The organism is Amycolatopsis sp. NPDC021455 (assembly GCF_040640995.1).
Lineage (GTDB): Bacteria > Actinomycetota > Actinomycetes > Mycobacteriales > Pseudonocardiaceae > Amycolatopsis.
Genome location: NZ_JBFACT010000013.1, coordinates 57,958 through 76,890, shown reverse-complemented (window position 1 = coordinate 76,890; position 18,933 = coordinate 57,958). Strand labels below are relative to the sequence as shown.

The following is an 18,933-nucleotide window of genomic DNA, read 5'->3' as shown; positions in this document are numbered from 1 at the left end:
CGAGTAACATCTCTGGAGGCCTCGATGGCGCGGGACATCTCGACGGTCGGTGTGGTCGGCCTGGGCACCATGGGGGCCGGAATCGCCGAGGTGCTCGCGCGCAGCGGGCTCGACGTCGTCACGGTCGAACTCGACGAAGCCGGCGTCGCGCGCGGCCGCGGGCACCTCGAGCACTCGACGGAACGGGCGCTCTCCGGCGGCAAGCTGGACGCGCCCGGCCGCGAGGCGTTGCTGGGCCGGATCCGGTACAGCACGTCGCTGTCGGATCTGTCCGAAGTGGACTTCGTGGTCGAGGCCATCCCGGAAAGCCTCGAACTGAAGGCCGACGTCTTCGCCGAGCTGGACAAGATCACCCGGCCCGAAGTCGTGTTCGCGTCCAACACGTCGTCGCTGTCGATCACGGAGATCGGCGTGCACACGACGCGTCCCGGCAAGGTCGTCGGCATGCACTTCTTCAACCCGGCGCCGGTGCTGAAGCTGGTCGAGATCGTGAAGACCGTGGTGACCGAGCCGGAAGTGATCACCGAGGTGGTGGAGTTCGCCGAGCGGCTCGGCAAGGTGCCGGTGGTGATCGGCGACCGGGCCGGGTTCATCGCGAACGCGCTGCTGTTCGGCTACCTCAACCACGCGGTGCGGATGTACGAGCAGCGGTACGCCACGCGCGAGGACCTCGACGCGGCGATGCGGTTCGGCTGCGGCTACCCGATGGGCCCGCTGGCGTTGCTCGACCTGATCGGGCTGGACACGGCGAACGAGATCCTCGACACGATGTACCACCAGTCCCGCAACCGCCTGCACGCGCCGGCGCCGCTGCTGAAGCAGATGATCACGGCGGGGTTGCTGGGCCGCAAGACCGGCCGCGGCTTCTACACCTACGACGCCCCGGATTCGCCCAACGTGGTCGCCACCGAGACCGTGTCCACAGTGGACTCGGTGCCGCCACGGCCGGTGGCGAAGGTCGGCGTGGTCGGGACGGGGACGATGGCCACCGGCATCGCGGAGGTGTTCGCCAAGCGCGGTCTCGACGTCGTCCTGCGGGCCCGGAGCCTGGAGAAGGCGCAGGCGTCGGTGGCTCGCGTCAAGAAGTCGCTCGACAAGGCCGTGGTCAGGGCCAAACTGTCCGAAGAGGACGGTGCCGCGGCGCTGGCCCGCATCACCCCGGTCACCGACTTCGAAGCCCTGGCCGACGTCGACCTGGTGATCGAGGCGGTGGCCGAGGAGCTGCCGGTGAAACGGGCGGTGTTCGCGGCGCTGGACGAGGTGGTCCGCCCGGGGGCGGTCCTGGCGACGACGACGTCGTCCCTGCCGGTGATCGAGTGCGCCGCGTCGACGTCCCGGCCGTCCGACGTGGTCGGCCTCCACTTCTTCAACCCGGCACCGGTGATGAAGCTGGTCGAGGTGGTGTCGACGATCGCCACCGCGCCCGACGTCGTGGCCACGGCGAGCGCGGTCTGCGCCGCGGTGGGCAAGCACGCGGTGCACTGCGGCGACCGCGCGGGCTTCATCGTCAACGCGTTGCTGTTCCCGTACCTGAACGACGCGGTGAAGATGCTGGAAGCCCACTACGCGGGCGCGAACGACATCGACACGGCCATGAAGGTCGGCTGCGGCCTGCCGATGGGCCCGTTCGAGCTGCTGGACGTCGTCGGCTTGGACGTCTCCCTGGCCATCCAGCGGACGCTGTACAACGAGTTCCGCGAAGAGGGTTTCGCGCCGGCGCCGTTGCTGGAGCACCTCGTGACCGCCGGGCGGCTGGGCCGGAAGACCGGGAAGGGCTTCAAGGACTACTGATCAGCGCTCGTCCACCTCGCCGAGGACCGGTTTGACGTCGAGCACCGGCGTGCCGTCGATCGCTTCCAGGCCGGTCACCGTGATCGTGCCGCCCTCGACCGCCGTCACCGTGACCGTGTGGAGGCCGATCGGGTTCGGGCGGTCCGGCGAGCGCGTCGAAAACACCCCGGTGCTCGGGCGGCCGCGGTCGCCGCGGGGGTGGACCGCTTGGACGTCGCGATCCGCTTCGTGCAGCCACGTCAGGAGCACCAGGCGGTCGCCCGGCCGGAGGTCGGCCGCCGCCGGGGTGAATTCCGGGGCGAACACCACCCGGGACGGCGGCGCGCCCTCGTCGCCCTGCTTCGGGGCCGTCGCGCGGTCCGTCAGCGGCGACTCGACGCGCGCCACCGGGCGCACCTCGTAGCTCGTCACTGGTAGTAGCCCTCGACCGGCACGCGGGCCTCGTCGAACAACGCCGGGCCTTCCAGCTCGTACCCCCAGGTGACCGGCGGGCGCAGCGTGAGGAACTGTTCCGTCGACAGCGCATAGACGACGCGGCCGAGCCCGGACCGCTCGATCGCGCCCGTACACATGCCGCACGGCTGCGTGCTGGTGAACATCGTCGTGGCCGCCGCGGTTTCCGGGGCCAGGTTCTGCGCCGCCCAGCGGGCGAGCTTCAGCTCCGGGTGGGCCGTGATGTCGTTGTCGGTCAGCGAAGTGTTGCGATCCTCGGCCAGGATCTTGCCGTCGGCGTCGGCCAGCAGGGAGCCGAACGGCGGGTTGCCGTGTACCTCGCGCGCTTCGCGGGCGAGCTCGATCGCCCGCCGCAGCAGGGCTTCTTCGGTGTCCTTCACAGGTTCTCCCTCCAGGACGCGGCCACCGCCGCGAGGTCACGCCACGCCACCTCCGGGCGCAGTGTTTCGGCCGGGTCCGAGTCGAACGGGTCGAGCACGACGGTGTCCGCCCCCAGGGCCCGCAACCGCACCAGATCGTCGACGACCTGGTCGAGCGTGCCTTCGCCGGCGCGCCGGTCCGGCCCGGTCACCGGCGCCGTGGTCACCCGCAGCAGGATCCGCGGCGCGAAGGCGGGCACCGGCCGGTTGCCGGCCAGCCTTTCGAGGCATGCCAGCCCGTCCCGGAACCCGGCCATCGTCAGCCGCAGCGGGTGCCACGCGTCGCCGAGCTCCACCGCGCGGCGCAGCCCGGCGTCGCTGTGCCCGCCGAGCCAGAGCGGGATCGGGCCCGCTCGGTAGTCGTCCTGTTCGGCCCAGGCGGCGCGGATCGCCCGCAGGTACTCGCTGGTGAGCTTGCCGCGCTGCTCGAACGGCACGCCCAGCGCGGCGAACTCCTGCTTCGCCCAGCCGATGCCGGCGCCGAGCACGAGCCGTCCGCCGCTGAGCTCGCCGAGGTTCGCCGCCATCCGCGCCACCAGCAGGGGATGCCGGTACGGGACCACCAGCACGGTGGTGCCCAGCCGCACCCGCCGTGTCACCCCTGCGAGCCACGCCAACGTCGTGAACGGCTCGTAGAACGGCGCGGGGTACTGCCCGGCGACGTCCGGCGTGATGGCGACGTGGTCGGACACCATCAGCAGGTCGTAGCCGAGGCCTTCCACCGTCTGCGCCCAGGCGCGCAGGACGCCCGGGTTCGTGCCGGGGCCGAAGTTGGGGACGTTCACGCCGATCTTCACCGCAAAAGGCTATCGACGTTTTGCCCGGATCCGGAAGGCAATGATCACGGCGTTCCGGGCCTTGGGCCGTGGATCCCACGGTATGTTCGGCGAATGACCGAGAGTCTCGATCCGACGGACTGGGCCATCCTGGCCGAGCTCCAGCGCGACGCCCGGCTGCCGCTCACCGAGCTGGGCCGCCGGGTGAACCTCAGCGCGTCCGCGGCGACCGAACGTCTCCGCCGGCTCGAGGCCACCGGCGTGATCACCGGCTACCGCGCGGAAATCGACCTCGGCAAGGTCGGCTACCCGGTGCTCGCCGTGGTCCGGCTCAAGTACCCCGGCAGCCGGCACGAGCCGTTGCACAAGCTGCTCGGCGAGCGCACCGAGATCCTCGAATGCCTGCGCACCACCGGCGACGACTGCTACACGCTCAAGGTCGCCGCCGCCTCCATGGCCCACCTCGAGCGCACGATGGACGAGCTGGCCCAGTTCGGCAGCACGACCACCAACGTCGTCTACAGCCAGACCCTGCCCTACCGCGGACCGCGGGAGCCCGCCCATGACCTCGAGCCCTGAGCGCATCGTCGTCGTCGGCGTGACCGGCTCGGGCAAGTCGACGCTCGCCGCCCGGATCGCCGAGCGGACCGGCTTGCCCTTCCACTCCGCGGACGACATCGGCTGGCAACCGGGCTGGATCGGCACTCCGGACGAGGAACAGCGCCGCCGGATCGCCGAGGTGTGCGCGGGGGACCGCTGGGTCCTCGACGCCGTCTACAGCAAGTGGCAGGACATCGTCCTGCCGCGCACCCAGCTCGTCGTGGGCCTCGACTACCCGCGCTGGCTTTCGCTGGGCCGCTTGGTGCGCCGGACGTTCGCGCGGGCGGTGACCCGCCGCCGGATCTGCAACGGCAACGTCGAGTCGTTCCGGCAGGTGTTCTCCGCGGACTCGATCATCCGCTGGCACTTCCGGTCCTTCGCGCGCAAACGGGCCCGCATCCGGGCGTGGGAGGTGGAGTCGCCGGGCCCGGTCGTCGTCCGGCTGACGTCCCCGCGCGAGACTCGCCACTGGCTCGAGACCCTCTGAAGTCAAGCCTCCGGCGGCAGCAGCGGGCCACCGCTCCAGTGCTGGAAGACGAGGTTCGTGTGGACGCGGGCGACCTCGTCGCGCGCGGTCAGCTCGTCGAGGACCAGGCGCTGCAGCTCGCCGGCCGAGCTGGTCGCGACGTGCGCGAGGAAGTCGTCCGGCCCGGTCAGGTGGTAGACCGCGCGCACCTCCGGCAGCGAGAGCAGGTGCTCGACGAACGGGTCCACCAGCGGCCGCCGATGCGGGCGGACCTGGACGAACAGGAACGCCTCCAGTGGTCGTCCGAGCTTGGCCGCGTCGACCGACGCGTGCTGCCCGGTGATGACGCCGGTGTCCCGCAGCCGGGCGACGCGGTCCAGGCACGTCGACGGCGCGATGCCGACCGCGGCCGCCAGGTCCTTGTTCGTGATCCGGGCATCGTTCTGCAGCAGGCGCAGAATCTCCAGGTCCACCGGACTCAGTTCGACGGAAGCGGACATCGCCGAATGATATCCGAGAGTGTTGCTCCCGGTCCGGCGAAAGCTCGACCATGCTGGCATGACTTCCTCGCTGCGCACGCGAGCCGTCCACGCCGGCCGTGACGATCTCACGGACCTCGGCGTGCACGCCGCTCCGCTCGACCTGTCCACGACCTACCCGTCCCGCGACAGTGCCGCCGAAGCCGCCCGGATCGACGCCTTCGCCGCCGGCGGCGAGCTCGACGGGCCGCCGATCTACGGCCGGGTGGGCAACCCGACCGTCGAACGGTTCGAGCGCGCGCTCGCCGAGCTCGAGGGCTTCGACCACGGCGTCGCCTTCGCCAGCGGCATGGCCGCCGTCTCGGCCTGCCTGCTTTCCGCGGTGGCGCAAGGGAAACGCCACATCGTCGCCGTGCGGCCGTTGTACGGCTGCAGCGACCACCTGCTCGAGTCCGGGCTGCTCGGCACGGAGGTCACCTGGGCCGCGCCGGATGCCGTCGCCGCCGCGCTCCGGCCGGACACCGGGCTGGTGTTCGTGGAGACACCGGCGAACCCGACCCTGGCCGAGGCCGACATCGCCGAGCTGGTCCGCGCTTGCGGAGAGGTGCCGCTGTTGGTGGACAACACGTTCGCGACCCCGGTGCTCCAGCGCCCGGGCCGCCACGGCGCCCGGATGGTGTTGCACAGCGCGACGAAGTTCCTCGGCGGCCACGGCGACGTGATGGGTGGCATCGTCGCGTGCGACGCGCCGGAAGCCGCCCGGCTGCGGCAGATCCGCTTCGCCACCGGCGGCGTGCTGCACCCGCTCGCCGGATATCTGTTGCTGCGCGGGCTTTCCACGCTGCCGCTGCGCGTCAACGCCGCATCCGCGACGGCGGCGACGCTGGCCGCCCGGCTCGGCGAGCACCCGGCCGTGACCGCCGTCCACTACCCGCGGATCGGCGGCCCGCTGGTGGCGTTCGAGATCGACGGCGACCCGCACGCCCTGATCGGGGCGGTCCGGCTGATCACGCCGGCGGTCAGCCTGGGCAGCGTCGACACGCTGATCCAGCACCCGGGCTCGATCAGCCACCGGATCGTCGACGAGGGCGACCGCCACGACGCCGGGGTGTCCGACCAGCTGGTCCGGATGTCCGTCGGCCTCGAGGATGTCGAGGACCTGTGGGCGGATCTGGAGCAGGCGCTGAAGGCTCTCTAGCTCGGAATCCAGCCGGCTCCGGAGCTAGCCGCAGCAGCCGCCGCCACAGCAGCCACCGCCGCCCGCCGGGGCCGGGGGACCGCTCGCGGCCCCGGTGAGGGCGACCGTGGTGAGCAGCTTGACGGTGTCGGTGTGCCCCTCCGGACAGGCCGCCGGCGCGCTCGATTCGCTCATCGGGCGCAGGAGCTCGAAGGTCTCGGTGCACTCACGGCAGCGGTAGGCGTAGGTCGGCATACCGTGATTATCGCCGGAGCGGCCGGCCATGCCATCCCCGGCCACTGCCGGCTCGGCGACCCGCGGCCGGGTTCGGCGACCTGCGGCCGGGCTTGGTGACCCTGCGGCTGGGTTTGGCGACTCGCGGCTGGGCCTGGCCACCTGCGGCCGGACCCAGCCACCTGCGGGCGGCTCGGTGGCCCCGGGTCTGGGCTCGGCCGCCCGGGGACTCCGGCGGGTGGGAAGTAGGCGCTCATCACCGGAGCGGGCTACCGTGCCACCCCGGCCACCCCGGCCACCCCGGCCACCCCGGCCACCCCGGCTGGGCTCGGCTGGGCTCGGACTCCAGCCAACGCCGGCGGGTGGGAAGCTGGGCGCGTGCAGCCGCCTTCGCTCGCCGACGTTCCGCACCTCGGCCAGGTCGTCCCGTCCCTGCTGGCCACGCTCGGGGTCCCCGGCTGCGCGAACACGCTGGCGTTGCCGGAGGCGAGCAGCGCCGGGGTGCTCCTCGTCGACGGGCTCGGCTGGGAACTGCTCGCCGAGCACGCCGCGGACGCCCCGGTCCTGGCCGAGCTCGCCAGGGAGCCCTTGCGCGTGGGCTTCCCGTCGACGACGGCCGCCGGCGTCGCCGCGATCGGCACCGGGCTCGCTTCGGGCGAACACGGCATGGTCGGCTACACGTTCGAAATGCCCGGCACGGGCGTCCTCAACGCGCTGCGCTGGCGCAGCCACGAGGACGGCAGCGACCTCCGCGGCGCCCTCCCGCCCCGCGAGGTGCAGCCGCTGCAAACGACGTTCGAACGGGCCGCCGCGGCCGGGATCGACGCCGCGGTGGTTTCTTCGGCCCAGTTCGCCGACACGGCCCTGACGCGGGCCACCCAGAGCGGAGCGCGGTACGCCGGGGTGCACGCGCTGGGCGACCTCGCCGCGCGGACGCTGTCGGTACTCGAAGGCCGGACGTTCTGCTACGCCTACCACAGCGAGCTCGACTTGCTGGGCCACGTCTACGGCCCCGGTTCGGCGGCCTGGCGGATGCAGCTGCGGCAGATCGACCGGCTCGTCGAGTCCCTTGTGGACGGTCTGCCCTCCGGTGCGCTGCTCGCCGTCGTCGCCGACCACGGGATGGTCACCCTCGACGACAAGCTCGACCTCGAAGACACCCCGGAGCTGCTGGCGGGTGTCCGGACGTTCGGCGGCGAGGTCCGCGCCCGGCACGTCTACACCGAGCCGGGCGCGGCCACGGACGTCCTCGCGGCTTGGCGGGAGGTGCTGGGCGAACGGGCGTGGGTGCGCTCGCGGGAGGAAGCCGTCGCCGAGGGCTGGTTCGGCCACACGGTCAGCGACCGGGTGCTGCCGCGCATCGGCGACGTCGTCGTCGCGGCCCGGGGCCGGTTCGGGATGGTGCGGGGGCTCGCGGAAGCCGTGGAGACGTCGCTGGTCGGGCAGCACGGTTCGCTCACCACCGCCGAACAGCTGGTTCCGCTGGCGCTCGCCCAAGGCTGACCGTAGCCGGGAACTTTCCCACCGCCCGTGCCGACCTGTCCACTGCGTACCGGACTGACGGGAGTGGGCGGAATGAGCGTGCTGGACGGGATCGGGGTCGTCGGAGCGGGCGGTGAGGGGCGGGCCGTGGCGGCCCACCTCGCCGCGCTTGAGCAGCCCGTGCACCTCTACACGCGGGATCTTGAGGCCGCGAAGGAGATCGCGCGCCGCCGGGAGATCGTCGCGCGCGGGGTGCTCGACGGGCGGTACCCGCTGCGCGAGGTGACCGCGGACCCGGCGGGCCTGGCCGGCCGCGCCGTCGTCCTGGTCGCCACGGTGACCACCGCCTACCCGGAGGTCGCCGCCCGGCTCGCACCGCACCTGGGTGCCGGGCAGGTCGTGGTGCTGTTCTCGGGCAAGCTGTGCGGGAGCGTCGAGTTCGCCCACGCGCTCGCCGCCGCCGGAGCACCGGACGTCGACGTCGTCGAGACCGACGCGCTGTTCGCCGCCCGGCCGTCCGGGACCGACGGCGTGACCGTCCTCGGCGTCAAGCGCTGGAACCTGATCTCCGGCAGCACCACGGCCGCCGTGGGACGGCACGCCGGGCTGCTGCGCGAGTGGTTCCCGATGCTGGAAGTCGCGCGCAACCCCGTGGAACGCGGTTTGCACGACTTCGGCGCGGTCGCGCACGTGCCGATCTCGCTCGCCAACCTCGGCACCATCGACCGGGCGGAGGAGCTGCTCTTCTACGTCGAAGGCGTTTCGTCGCGCACGATCGCCCTGCTGGAGCGGACGGAGGCCGAGTTCGCCGCCGTCGCGCAGGCCTACGGGGCCCGGTTGCTGCCCATGACCGAGGTCCTCGACCGCTACTACGGCTGCCCGGCCACGACGCTGCTCGACGCGTTGCGGACCGTGGAGCCGTACCGGACGATCGCCGCGCCGACCAGCCTCGACCACCGCTTCCTCACCGAGGACATCCGTTCCACGCTCGTGCCGCTGCAGGCACTCGCGCGGTGTGCCGGCGTCGCCACGCCGATGGTCGACGCCGCGATCACGATCATGTCGGTGCTCGGCGGCGAGGACTACCGCCGGACCGGCCGGACCCTGGCCCGGCTCGGCTGGGACGGGCTCGGCCACGACGCCATCCTGCGCACACTCGGGCGACCGGCCGCGGTGGGTGGCCGCGCGGCCTGAGGCCCGGTGGGTGTCACCCGTGACGGGAAGGGCATCACGGGTGATCAGGGAGGCATCACCCGTGATTGGAGGGGCATGACACGTGATTGGAGGGGCATCACGCGTGATTGGAGGGTCGACTCGTGTGATTGGAGGGTCGACTCGCGTACCTGGAGGGTCGGTTCGCCAACCCGGGCGGTCGGTCCGCGTGCCTGGAGGTCAGCTTGGGTGGCTGGACGGGTGGGCGGGGTGGGGCCGCTACCGTTTCGGGCGTGCCTCGACGCAACCGTCCCGGCCGCCGTCCGGACGGCGGGCCGCCGCCCGAGCGGGACCTCGGTGCCGCCACCGGGTGGGCGCGCGCCGAGTCCGGGGCCGACGGGGACTGGCTGGTCCGGACCGTGCCGGGGGCCCAGGCCACCAAGGTCTACCGCTGTCCCGGCTGCGACCACGAGATCCGGCCGGGTACGCCGCACGTCGTCGTCTGGCCCGCCGATGAGACCGGTTCGGTCGCCGACCGGCGGCACTGGCACCGCGCCTGCTGGGAAGCCCGGGCGCGGCGGCGGCCGCACCGCCGCTGGTGACCCCGGCCCGTGGCCGGAGCGTGGCTCGTTTCGCTCTGGAGTTTTCAAACAACGTCCGGCTCAGCGCCGGTAGTGCCTTGACATCGCGCCGTCGTACAGCTCCTCCGTGTACTCCGTGAAGCCGAGGCGCTCGGCCACTCGCAGCGATGACTTGTTCGCGATGCTCACGCTCGCCAGCACCGGCACGGACGGCAGCTCGCGGGCGCACCACTCCAGGACCGCCCGCCCGGACTCGACCGCGTAGCCCTTGCCCCACGCCGACGGGCGGAACCGGTAGCCGAGGTTCAGCACCTTCTCGCCGTGGAACTCGCGCAGCCGCACGCCGCACAGGCCGAGCACCTCGGTGCCGCCGCGTTCGAGCACCGCGGGGTAGCCGAAGCCGTGCTCGGACCAGTGCGCCAGCCAACCCGAGAACATCTCCGACGCGCGCGGGACGTCGGGCGGGTCCGGGTTGAAGCGGTTGGTGCGCGGGTCCGTGTGGATGTCGACCATCGCCTGCCGGTCCGCCTCGTGGAGCGGACGCAGCAGCAGCCGGTCGGTTTCGATGTCGGTGAACACATCGGCGAAGCTAGCGAGGGGGTCCGACAAAATGACGCGCATGACCGAACTGCCGCTCGTCCTCCTCCACGCCTTTCCGTTGGATTCCCGCATGTGGAACGCGGTGCGCGAGCCGCTGGCATCACACGTCCGGGTGATAACGCCGGACCAGCGCGGGCTCGGCCGCTCGCCGCTGCCGGAGTCCCCGCGCGAACCGAGCCTCGAAGACGCCGCGCGCGACGTCGTCGCCCTGCTCGACCGGCTCGAACTCGGCCGTGTCGTGCTCGGCGGCTGCTCGATGGGCGGCTACCTCGCGATGGCCGTGCTGCGGCTGGCTCCCGAGCGGGTCGGCGGGCTCGTGCTCATCGACACCAAGGCCACGCCCGACACGCCCGAAGCCGCGCAGACGCGGCTGGATGTCGCCGCCCGGGTCGAGCGGGAAGGCATCAAGACCTGGCTCGCCGAGGCCAACCTGCCGAACCTGCTGGCCGCGTCGACGCGGGAACAGCGTCCCGAGGTCGTCGAAACTGTCCGCGAGATCATCGAATCCCAGCCGGCCGCCGGGGTTGCGTGGACGGCCCTGGCATTGCGGAGCCGGCCCGATTCGCTCGACCTGCTGCGCGACTGCGGGGTTCCGGCGCTGGTCGTCGTGGGCGAAGAGGACCCGATCACCCCGGTGGCGGCGGCGAGCGAAATGGCCGGGGTCATGGAGGGCTCGACGCTCGTCGTGCTGCCGGACGCCGGCCACCTGACGCCGCTCGAAGACCCCGCGGGCGTGGTCGAGGCGATCCTGTCCTGGTACCCCGCGACTCAGGAGAAATAGCCGGCCAGCGCCGAGCGGGCCTCGGGCAGCCGGTGGGGGAACCGCCGGGCGATGACGAACCGCCACACGACGGCATAGAGGGCGCGCAGCTCCGAGTAGGCGCGAAGGGCTTCGCCGGAGACCGAGCCGGGGTAGGCGGCCAGGTGGTCCGGGCCGCCTTGGCGGGCCAGGATGCCGAGGTCCCAGGCCAGTGGCCCGCACCAGGTGTCCTCGAAGTCGAGCCAGCACGGCCCGTCTTCGGTCGCGATCACGTTCCCGGGGTGCGCGTCACCGTGCAACGGCTGCGCGGGGCCGTCCGGCAGCGTGGCCGCCACCCGCGCGAACTCGGCCCGCAGGCGGGGCGCCGCGCCGTCCAGGTCGTAGCGGCCGAGGATGCGCTCGAGGTCGTCGAGCGGTCCGCGGCGGGGCAGCTCGCCCGGGTACTCGCGCAGCGCCGCGTGCACCTCGGCGAGCGAGCGCGCGACGACGTCCGGGGCGTACCGGTGATCCGGATCGTGCGGGGTGTGCTGCCAGAGCGTGACCGGAAGACCCTCGGCGAAATGGGGTCCGGCCGGGGGATCCGTCGTGGGTGAGACGACGCGCACACCACGTTCGGTGAGGAACCGCGACACCGCCACGTCCCGCTCCTGCCAGGCCGGTCCGGTCCGGGCGAGGCGGATCGTCGCCGGCACCCGCGCGACCAGCGGACCCAGCCTCACCAGCACGTTCGACCGTTCGTGGAGCACCTCGGGATCGCGGGCGGGCAGGCCGAGCCGGGCGGTCACGGCGCGGGCCGCACGCACCGCCTCGCGGGTGTAGTCGTCGGCCACGCCCCGATCTTGCCAGCCGGTGCGCGCGACTGTCGGTAGCGAGGGCTACGATCCCCCTAAGCCGCCGGACCGGATCTTCCCGGGCCCCGGTGGCGCGACGATGACCACCACAAGGTTTCAGTGTTGGAGGCAGGAGTGACGGCCGTAGCCCCCAAGCCGATCGCCACGCGCCCGTATCCCGCGCGCGAGTCGGTTAAGGGTTCGTACCTGCTGCGGTTGTTCCGCACGACGGACCACAAGCAGATCGGGATCATGTACCTGGTCACGTCGTTCGCCTTCTTCATGGCGGGCGGCGCGATGGCCATGCTGATCCGCACCGAGCTGGCGCGGCCCGGGCAGCAGTTCCTGTCCCAGGAGCAGTACAACCAGCTCTTCACCATGCACGGCACGGTGATGCTGCTGCTGTACGCGACCCCGATCCTCTTCGGCTTCGCGAACTTCGTGCTGCCGCTGCAGATCGGCTCGCCGGACGTCGCCTTCCCGCGGCTGAACGCGTTCTCGTACTGGCTGTACCTCTTCGGTGGCCTGATCGTGATGTCCGGCTTCCTGACCCCGGGTGGCGCCGCCGACTTCGGCTGGTTCGCCTACACCCCGCTGTCGGACGCCATCCACTCGCCGGGCGTCGGCGCGGACCTGTGGATCTCCGGCCTGATCGTCGGTGGTCTCGGCACCATCCTCGGCGCGGTCAACATGATCACCACGGTGGTCTGCCTGCGCGCGCCGGGCATGACGATGTACCGGATGCCGATCTTCACCTGGAACATCCTGGTCACGAGCATCCTGGTCCTGCTCGCCTTCCCGATCCTGACCGCGGCCTTGATGGGCCTGCTGGCGGACCGGCACCTCGGGGCGCACGTGTTCGACCCCGAAAACGGCGGCGTGATCCTCTGGCAGCACCTGTTCTGGTTCTTCGGCCATCCCGAGGTGTACATCGTCGCGCTGCCGTTCTTCGGCATCGTGTCGGAGATCTTCCCGGTGTTCAGCCGCAAGCCGCTGTTCGGCTACAAGAGCCTGGTCTGGGCGACGCTGGCGATCGCGGCGCTGTCCGTCGCGGTGTGGGCGCACCACATGTACGCCACCGGCGCCGTGCTGCTGCCGTTCTTCTCCTTCATGACGTTCCTGATCGCCGTCCCGACCGGCATCAAGTTCTTCAACTGGATCGGCACGATGTGGAAGGGCCAGCTGTCCTTCGAGACGCCGATGATCTTCTCGATGGGCTTCATCGTCACGTTCCTCTTCGGCGGCCTGACCGGCATCCTGCTGGCCGCGCCGGCGATCGACTTCCACGTGTCGGACAGCTACTTCGTCGTCGCGCACTTCCACTACGTGCTCTACGGCACGATCGTGTTCGCCACCTTCGCCGGCATCTACTTCTGGTTCCCGAAGATCACCGGCCGGATGATGGACGAGAAGCTCGGCAAGTGGCACTTCTGGACCACGTTCATCGGCTTCCACGGCACGTTCCTCGTCCAGCACTGGCTGGGTGCCGAGGGCATGCCGCGCCGGTACGCGGACTACCTGTCCACCGACGGGTTCACCACGCTGAACACGATCTCCACGATCGGCGCGTACATCCTCGGCGCCTCGACGCTGCCATTCATCTGGAACGTCTTCAAGAGCTACCGGTACGGCGAGATCGTCACGGTGGACGACCCGTGGGGCTACGGCAACTCGCTCGAGTGGGCGACCTCGTGCCCGCCGCCGCGGCACAACTTCACCGAGCTGCCCCGGATCCGCTCCGAGCGGCCGGCGTTCGAGCTGCACTACCCGCACATGATCGAGCGCATCCACAGCGAGGGCGAGATCGGCTTCTTCGGCAAGCAGAAGGTCCACAGCCACGCGGCGCCGTCGCAGCTGCTGACCGAAGCGGTGATCCCGGGAGACCACTCCCAGGACAACGCGAGCGAGCAAGGCGAAAAGTAGCCCCTGATCGAGTGAGCGCGTGCCCGGCTGATGTGAAGCCGGGCACGCGCTCTACTTATGTCCGAGCCCGGACCGGCAGACTGGCGTTGCAGCGTTGCCGAACGAGGGATGACCAGTGACCCAGACCCCCGTCCTGATCACGACGACCGGCCCCGACAAGCCGGGCGTCTCGTCCGTGCTGTTCGCCGTGCTGACGCGCCACGACGTCGACGTGCTCGACGTCGAGCAGGTCGTCATCCGGGGGCAGCTGGTACTCGGCGTGCTCGCCGGGGTCTACCGCGACCCGGAGGGCCTGCAGGAGGCCGTCGAGCAGGCGATGGCGTCGGTCGGCATGCAGGTCGACGTCAAGATCGGCAGCGCGATCGGGGACGACCCGTTCGCGCTCGGCCGCCGCGACTCCTCCCACGTGCTCGTCGTCTTGGGCCGTCCGGTCACCGCCCGCGGCTTCTCCGAGGTGGCGCGCCGGCTGGCCTCGCTCGGGGCCAACATCGACGCGATCCGCAGTGTCGCCGACTACCCGGTCACCGGCCTGGAGCTGTACGTCTCGGTCGACCAGGACACTCCCGAAGCCGACGCCGCGCTGCGCACCGAACTCGCCGACGCGGCCGTCGAGGCGGGCATCGACATCGCCGTGGAACGGGCGGGCATCATGCGCCGCGCGAAGCGGCTGGTCGTGTTCGACGTCGACTCGACCCTGATCCAGGGCGAGGTCATCGAGATGCTGGGCGCGCACGCCGGGGTCGAGCCGGAGATCCGCGAGATCACCGAAGCGGCCATGCGCGGCGAGCTGAACTTCACCGAGTCCCTGGAACGGCGGGTCGCCCTGCTGAAGGGCCTGCCGGCCACGGCGATCGAGGAGGTCGCCGCGTCGATCGAGCTGACCCCGGGGGCGCGCACGACGATCCGCACGCTCAAGCGGATGGGTTTCCGCACCGGCGTGGTGTCGGGTGGGTTCACGCAGGTCATCGGGGGTCTGGTCGAGGAGCTCGGGCTCGACTTCGCGGTGGCGAACGAGCTCGAGATCGTGGACGGCAAACTCACCGGGAAGGTCATCGGCGACGTCGTCGACCGCGCGGGCAAGGCGAAGGTGCTTCGCCGCTTCGCCGGCGAGTACGACATCCCGCTCGAGCAGTGCGTCGCGGTCGGGGACGGCGCCAACGACATCGACATGCTCTCGGCCGCCGGCATGGGCGTCGCGTTCAACGCGAAGCCCGCGTTGCGCGAGGTGGCCGACACCGCGCTGTCGCACCCGTACCTCGACGCCGTGCTGTTCGTCCTCGGCCTCACCCGCGGCGAGGTCGAAGCGGCCGACGCCGCCGACGGGCTCGAGCTGATGCGTCCGTGAGCAGCGTTCTCGACCCCCTGGGCGCCCGCTACGCCTACTGGCTGGGGCTCCCGGCCGAAGACACCTCGGACACCTCCGACGAGCTCCCGGAGGAAGTCCGCGCGATGCCGGTCATCCTCCGCATCGAACGGGCCGAGCCGCCCGGCCGCACGCCGTTGCTGGAGGCGGCGGCCGCGGCGGCACTGGCCGTGTGCCTCGACGAACGTTCGCAGCCCGGCGGGGAGTGGGCCGAGCCGGTGCACGCGTGGCTCGACAACCGGATCCGGAAGGTCGCGCGGCGGGCGCGGGGCGCGCACTGGGCGGCTGTCCAGGACTTGCCGGGCATCACCGTCGAGGTCGACGGCGCCGAGGCGCGGGCCCTGCTGCCCGGCCTGGTGACCGAGACGCCCAAGGACGTCGCGCGGCTGCAGATCTCGGGCAGCGAACTGCCGCCGGACGAGCCGGGCCCGGTCCCGGACGGCGTCCCGCTGCTGCTGCTCAACCCGCACGTGCCGATGACGGTCGGCAAGGCCGCCGCCCAGGTCGGCCACGCCACGATGATCCTGGCCGCGCTGCTGGACGACGAGCAGCGCGTGGCCTGGGCCGGGCAGGGCTACCGGACCGCCGTGCGCGCTGCGAGCGCCGTGCAATGGAAGGAACTGCACCCGGGAGACGACCCCGAGGGCGCGTGGCGGCGCGACCGGGTCATCGCCGTCCGGGACGCCGGGTTCACCGAGGTCGACCCGGGCACGATCACGGTTCTCGCCCAGTGGGCACCGGAACAAGTGGCTTCCTGACCCGGTTGGAGCGGGCATGACACTGGAAGTGGAACGCACGGGCGAGCACGCGTTCGTCGGGCGCAACGAGCGGGGCGCGGAGGTCCGGCTGGGGCGGAAGGGCGCCGAAGGGGCTTTCTCGCCCGCCGAACTGCTCCAGATCGCGGCGGCGGGCTGCAGCGCGGTGACGGCGGAAGAGCTGATCACGCGGCGGGTCGGCGACGCGAAGTTCCGCGTGAATGTCACCGCGGACCGGCGTGAAGGCGCTTCGGAGCTGGACGCCGTGCACGTCACTTTCGATGTCGACGTGTCGACTTTGCCGGCGGATCAGCGGGACGCGCTGGCCGGCGCCGTCGACCGGGCGATCGAGCGGCTCTGCACGGTGAGCCGGACGCTCAAGAAGGGTATTCCGGTGACGGAAAGCTTTCCCGGCGCCTAGTGCCGCGCGTTGTTCGGGTCGAGCCGAGCGCCCCAATGTGGCGTTCGGTGCGTTCAACGCACCCAATGTGGCGTTCGGTGCGTCAGACGCAACCAACGCCACATTGGGGCGCATTCCGGCAGGCTGCCGACGAACCTTGGGCGCGAGTGGCTAGTTCTTCGCGGATTCCCAGACGACGTACGCCTGGTCGGCGTCGGTCGTCATGGCCTCGATGAACTTCTCGTTGTCGAAGCCGGGCAGGGCCTGCAGGCGCTCGATCAGCGCGTCGGCCGCCGGGTCGCCGCTCGGGACCGCCGTGCCCTTGCCGTCGGTGCCCACCAGCATGAAGAACACGTCTTCGTTCCACGGGCCGTCGGGGATGACCCGCACCATCACCGACGACAGGCCGGCCCACGTGACGGCCTCTTCGCTGCCGTCCGCGAGCCGCCGCCGCACTCCGGTGTCGTCGACGCTGACGGTCCGGGACTGGGCGCTGGACGAATCCTGGGTCAACCGGTGCTCCCTTGTTGCTTCGGTGGGTTCACCGTACCGGGCGTGGCGGCGGGCCGCGTCACGCGGGCGCGGCAGCGTCCAGCCGGCGCAGTGCCTCCCGCACCACCTTCGGGTCCATCGTCGGCCAGAACGGCGGCAGCGACGCACGCAGGAATCCGCCGTAGCGGGCGTTCGCCAGCCGCGAATCCAGCACCGCCACCACCCCGCGGTCGCTGACCGCGCGGTGCAGGCGCCCGGTGCCCTGCGCCAGCAGCAGGGCCGCGTGCGTGGCCGCCACCGTGAGGAACCCGTTGCCGCCGCGGGCTTCCACCGCGCGCTGCCGCGCCGAGGACACCGGGTCGTCCGGGCGCGGGAACGGGATCCGGTCGACCACGACCAGCTGCAACGACGGCCCGGGCACGTCGACGCCCTGCCACAGGCTCAGCGTGCCGAACAAGCACGTGCGGACGTCTTCGGAGAACTTCTGGACCAGCAGCGACGTCGCGTCGTCGCCCTGGCACAGGATCGGGAAGTCCAGCCGCTCCCGCATCTCCTCGGTGGCCTGCTTGGCCGCGCGCATCGACGAGAACAGGCCCAGCGTGCGGCCGCCCGCGGCCTCGATCAGCTCGGCCAGTTCGTCCATTGTGGACGACGTCAGGCCGTCACGGCCCGGCGGCGGCAGGTGCTTGGCCAGGTACAGGATGCCGTTGCGCCGGTGGTCGAACGGCGAGCCGACGTCGAGGCCGGTCCACTTCGGGCCCGAGTCGGCGTCCGACGGCGCTTCCTTCTCCGTCGCCGCTCCCGGCGCCTGCTCGACGCGGGCCGCGCCCGGCGGGAGACCCCACTGGCGCGCCATCGTGTCGAACGTGCCGCCCAGGGTGAGCGTCGCCGACGTCAGGATCGTCGTGTGCTGGTTGAACACGCGCTCGCGCAGCAGCCCGGCGACGCCGAGCGGCGCCACCTTCAGCGCCGGCGGCCGCGGGTTCGACGCGTATTTGTCGCCGGAGAGCCAGACGACGTCCCGCTGGTGCGCCTGGTCGTCGTCGAACGCCTCCAGCAGCCGGACCGCGGTGTCGTGCACCTCGTCGAGCAGCGACCGCGCCAGCTTGCGCGCCGTGGCCTCCTCGACGTCCTCCTTGCGGTCGGAGCCCAGCGCCGTGATGCACGCGTGCGCGGCGTCGCGGATCGCCGGGATCGCGCCCTTCAGCGGCCGGGGCAGCTCGTCCATCCGGCCCGCGGGCAGGTCGTCCACGATGAGCGCCAGCCCGTCACCCGCCTCCAGCAGGCGGTCGGCGACGTCGGCGTCGATGAGCTTGCCGCAGCGGCGTGCGGCCGACGCGCACATCGCGCTGGTCAGCTCGCCGGTGGCGACCGAGGTGACCCGGTCGACCAGGTCGTGGGCCTCGTCGATGATCACCACGTCGTGGTCCGGCAGGACCTGGTAGCCCTGCAGCGCGTCGATCGCCAGCAGCGCGTGGTTGGTGACGATGACGTCGGCCCGGCCGGCCTCGGCGCGGGCGCGCTCGGCGAAGCAGTCAGTGCCGATCGGGCAGCGCGAAGCGCCGAGACATTCCTTCGCCGTCACCGAAACCTGGCGCCACGCCTGGTCGGAGACGCCGGGGACGAGCTCGTCGCGGTCGCCGGTTTCGGTGTCCGACGCCCACTCCCGCAGCCGCGTGACCTCCTTGCCCAGCCGGGACACCGCGAACGGGTCGAAGAGCTGGGCGTCCTCCGGCTCGTCCGGCGCGCCGGAGTCCAGCCGGTGCAGGCACATGTAGTTGCGCCGGCCCTTGAGGATCGCGAACGTCGGTTCGCGGCCGAGCGGCTTCTTCAGCGCCTTCGCCAGGCGCGGGAGGTCGCGGTCGACGAGCTGGCGCTGCAGCGCGATCGTGGCCGTGGAGACCACGACCGTGGCCTCCTTCTCGACGGCGTGGCGGATCGCGGGCACGAGGTAGGCCAGTGACTTGCCGGTGCCGGTGCCCGCCTGCACGGCCAGGTGCTCGCCGGTGCGGATGGCGCGCCCGACGGCGTCGGCCATCCGGACCTGCCCTGGGCGTTCGGCACCGCCGACGGACTCCACCGCGTGGGTGAGGAGTTCGAGGACGCCGGGGAAATCAGTTCGGGCGGGCACAGCGACACATTAGCCGCCGCCCCCGACAAAGATCGGTGCTCCGTCGCGAACGGTCCGTTCGCGCCGTGG

General features: G+C 71.8%; 21 protein-coding genes. 12 read left to right on the top strand and 9 right to left on the bottom strand.

Annotated elements, in window-relative coordinates; genetic code table 11:
• Positions 1-24: 24 nt before the first annotated feature.
• Positions 25-1,791, top strand: a complete 1,767-nt coding sequence (locus tag AB0G28_RS18355; RefSeq protein ID WP_361089693.1) for a 3-hydroxybutyryl-CoA dehydrogenase — start codon at positions 25-27, stop codon at positions 1,789-1,791.
• Here AB0G28_RS18355 and tsaA read toward each other — a convergent pair whose 3' ends face one another.
• Genes tsaA through AB0G28_RS18340 form a run of 3 tightly spaced genes read right to left on the bottom strand, consistent with a single transcriptional unit; the run spans position 1,792 to position 3,460 of the window.
• Positions 1,792-2,187, bottom strand: a complete 396-nt coding sequence (tsaA, locus tag AB0G28_RS18350) for a tRNA (N6-threonylcarbamoyladenosine(37)-N6)-methyltransferase TrmO (RefSeq protein ID WP_361089862.1) — start codon at positions 2,185-2,187, stop codon at positions 1,792-1,794.
• A gap of 11 nt (positions 2,188-2,198) precedes the next feature.
• A complete protein-coding gene (locus AB0G28_RS18345) occupies positions 2,199-2,624 on the bottom strand; it encodes a nucleoside deaminase (protein WP_361089691.1) in 426 nt (141 codons plus the stop codon).
• Positions 2,621-3,460: an LLM class flavin-dependent oxidoreductase gene (locus tag AB0G28_RS18340; protein ID WP_361089689.1), complete on the bottom strand. Its 840-nt coding sequence runs from the start codon at positions 3,458-3,460 to the stop codon at positions 2,621-2,623. The genes AB0G28_RS18345 and AB0G28_RS18340 overlap by 4 nt, the downstream gene beginning before the upstream one ends.
• 93 nt (positions 3,461-3,553) lie before the next feature.
• Here AB0G28_RS18340 and AB0G28_RS18335 point away from each other — a divergent pair, with 93 nt between their 5' ends.
• Both AB0G28_RS18335 and AB0G28_RS18330 read left to right on the top strand, forming a co-directional pair.
• A complete protein-coding gene (locus tag AB0G28_RS18335; RefSeq protein ID WP_361089687.1) occupies positions 3,554-4,018 on the top strand; it encodes an Lrp/AsnC family transcriptional regulator in 465 nt (154 codons plus the stop codon).
• Complete coding sequence (locus AB0G28_RS18330; RefSeq protein ID WP_361089686.1) at positions 4,002-4,526, top strand: adenylate kinase; 525 nt, start codon at positions 4,002-4,004, stop codon at positions 4,524-4,526. Before AB0G28_RS18335 ends, AB0G28_RS18330 begins: the two co-directional genes overlap by 17 nt.
• 2 nt (positions 4,527-4,528) lie before the next feature.
• Here AB0G28_RS18330 and AB0G28_RS18325 read toward each other — a convergent pair whose 3' ends face one another.
• Complete coding sequence (locus AB0G28_RS18325; protein ID WP_361089684.1) at positions 4,529-5,005, bottom strand: Lrp/AsnC family transcriptional regulator; 477 nt, start codon at positions 5,003-5,005, stop codon at positions 4,529-4,531.
• 58 nt (positions 5,006-5,063) lie between these two features.
• Here AB0G28_RS18325 and AB0G28_RS18320 point away from each other — a divergent pair, with 58 nt between their 5' ends.
• Positions 5,064-6,182 carry a PLP-dependent transferase gene (locus AB0G28_RS18320; RefSeq protein ID WP_361089682.1) on the top strand — a complete coding sequence of 373 codons (1,119 nt, stop codon included), beginning with the start codon at positions 5,064-5,066 and terminating at the stop codon, positions 6,180-6,182.
• A gap of 24 nt (positions 6,183-6,206) precedes the next feature.
• Here AB0G28_RS18320 and AB0G28_RS18315 read toward each other — a convergent pair whose 3' ends face one another.
• Positions 6,207-6,416, bottom strand: a complete 210-nt coding sequence (locus AB0G28_RS18315) for a zinc ribbon domain-containing protein (protein WP_361089680.1) — start codon at positions 6,414-6,416, stop codon at positions 6,207-6,209.
• Between the two features lie 357 nt (positions 6,417-6,773).
• On the opposite strand from AB0G28_RS18315, the gene AB0G28_RS18310 reads away from it, so the two are divergent.
• The 3 genes from AB0G28_RS18310 to AB0G28_RS18300 all read left to right on the top strand — a co-directional run bounded on the left by AB0G28_RS18310 (position 6,774) and on the right by AB0G28_RS18300 (position 9,631).
• A complete protein-coding gene (locus AB0G28_RS18310; RefSeq protein ID WP_361089678.1) occupies positions 6,774-7,898 on the top strand; it encodes a nucleotide pyrophosphatase/phosphodiesterase family protein in 1,125 nt (374 codons plus the stop codon).
• Between the two features lie 72 nt (positions 7,899-7,970).
• The gene (locus tag AB0G28_RS18305; protein WP_361089676.1) at positions 7,971-9,071 is read left to right on the top strand and encodes an NAD/NADP octopine/nopaline dehydrogenase family protein; all 1,101 of its coding nucleotides are present in this window, start codon (positions 7,971-7,973) and stop codon (positions 9,069-9,071) included.
• Positions 9,072-9,322: 251 nt separating this feature from the next.
• Positions 9,323-9,631 (top strand): hypothetical protein, encoded by a 309-nt coding sequence (locus AB0G28_RS18300; RefSeq protein WP_361089674.1) that lies wholly within the window; start codon positions 9,323-9,325, stop codon positions 9,629-9,631.
• A gap of 60 nt (positions 9,632-9,691) precedes the next feature.
• On the opposite strand, the gene AB0G28_RS18295 is transcribed toward AB0G28_RS18300, so the two are convergent.
• Positions 9,692-10,231, bottom strand: coding sequence for a GNAT family N-acetyltransferase (locus tag AB0G28_RS18295; protein ID WP_361089672.1), 540 nt, complete (start codon positions 10,229-10,231; stop codon positions 9,692-9,694).
• Between AB0G28_RS18295 and AB0G28_RS18290 the strand changes: the two genes are divergently transcribed.
• Positions 10,230-10,991: an alpha/beta hydrolase gene (locus tag AB0G28_RS18290; RefSeq protein WP_361089670.1), complete on the top strand. Its 762-nt coding sequence runs from the start codon at positions 10,230-10,232 to the stop codon at positions 10,989-10,991. The genes AB0G28_RS18295 and AB0G28_RS18290 overlap by 2 nt on opposite strands.
• Here AB0G28_RS18290 and AB0G28_RS18285 read toward each other — a convergent pair.
• Positions 10,979-11,800, bottom strand: a complete 822-nt coding sequence (locus AB0G28_RS18285) for an aminoglycoside phosphotransferase family protein (RefSeq protein WP_361089669.1) — start codon at positions 11,798-11,800, stop codon at positions 10,979-10,981. The two genes, AB0G28_RS18290 and AB0G28_RS18285, sit on opposite strands and share 13 nt — an antisense overlap.
• A gap of 135 nt (positions 11,801-11,935) precedes the next feature.
• Between AB0G28_RS18285 and ctaD the strand changes: the two genes are divergently transcribed.
• The 4 genes from ctaD to AB0G28_RS18265 all read left to right on the top strand — a co-directional run bounded on the left by ctaD (position 11,936) and on the right by AB0G28_RS18265 (position 16,262).
• Entirely contained in the window at positions 11,936-13,723 is a 1,788-nt protein-coding gene (ctaD, locus tag AB0G28_RS18280) for a cytochrome c oxidase subunit I (RefSeq protein ID WP_361089667.1), read from the top strand.
• A gap of 115 nt (positions 13,724-13,838) precedes the next feature.
• Positions 13,839-15,068: a phosphoserine phosphatase SerB gene (gene serB / locus AB0G28_RS18275; protein WP_361089665.1), complete on the top strand. Its 1,230-nt coding sequence runs from the start codon at positions 13,839-13,841 to the stop codon at positions 15,066-15,068.
• Entirely contained in the window at positions 15,065-15,844 is a 780-nt protein-coding gene (locus tag AB0G28_RS18270; RefSeq protein WP_361089663.1) for a peptidyl-tRNA hydrolase, read from the top strand. Before serB ends, AB0G28_RS18270 begins: the two co-directional genes overlap by 4 nt.
• A gap of 16 nt (positions 15,845-15,860) precedes the next feature.
• Entirely contained in the window at positions 15,861-16,262 is a 402-nt protein-coding gene (locus tag AB0G28_RS18265) for an OsmC family protein (protein ID WP_361089661.1), read from the top strand.
• Between the two features lie 150 nt (positions 16,263-16,412).
• On the opposite strand, the gene AB0G28_RS18260 is transcribed toward AB0G28_RS18265, so the two are convergent.
• Both AB0G28_RS18260 and AB0G28_RS18255 read right to left on the bottom strand, forming a co-directional pair.
• A complete protein-coding gene (locus tag AB0G28_RS18260) occupies positions 16,413-16,754 on the bottom strand; it encodes a hypothetical protein (RefSeq protein WP_361089660.1) in 342 nt (113 codons plus the stop codon).
• Positions 16,755-16,812: 58 nt separating this feature from the next.
• Positions 16,813-18,864, bottom strand: coding sequence for an ATP-dependent DNA helicase (locus AB0G28_RS18255; protein ID WP_361089658.1), 2,052 nt, complete (start codon positions 18,862-18,864; stop codon positions 16,813-16,815).
• Between the last annotated feature and the right edge of the window lie 69 nt (positions 18,865-18,933).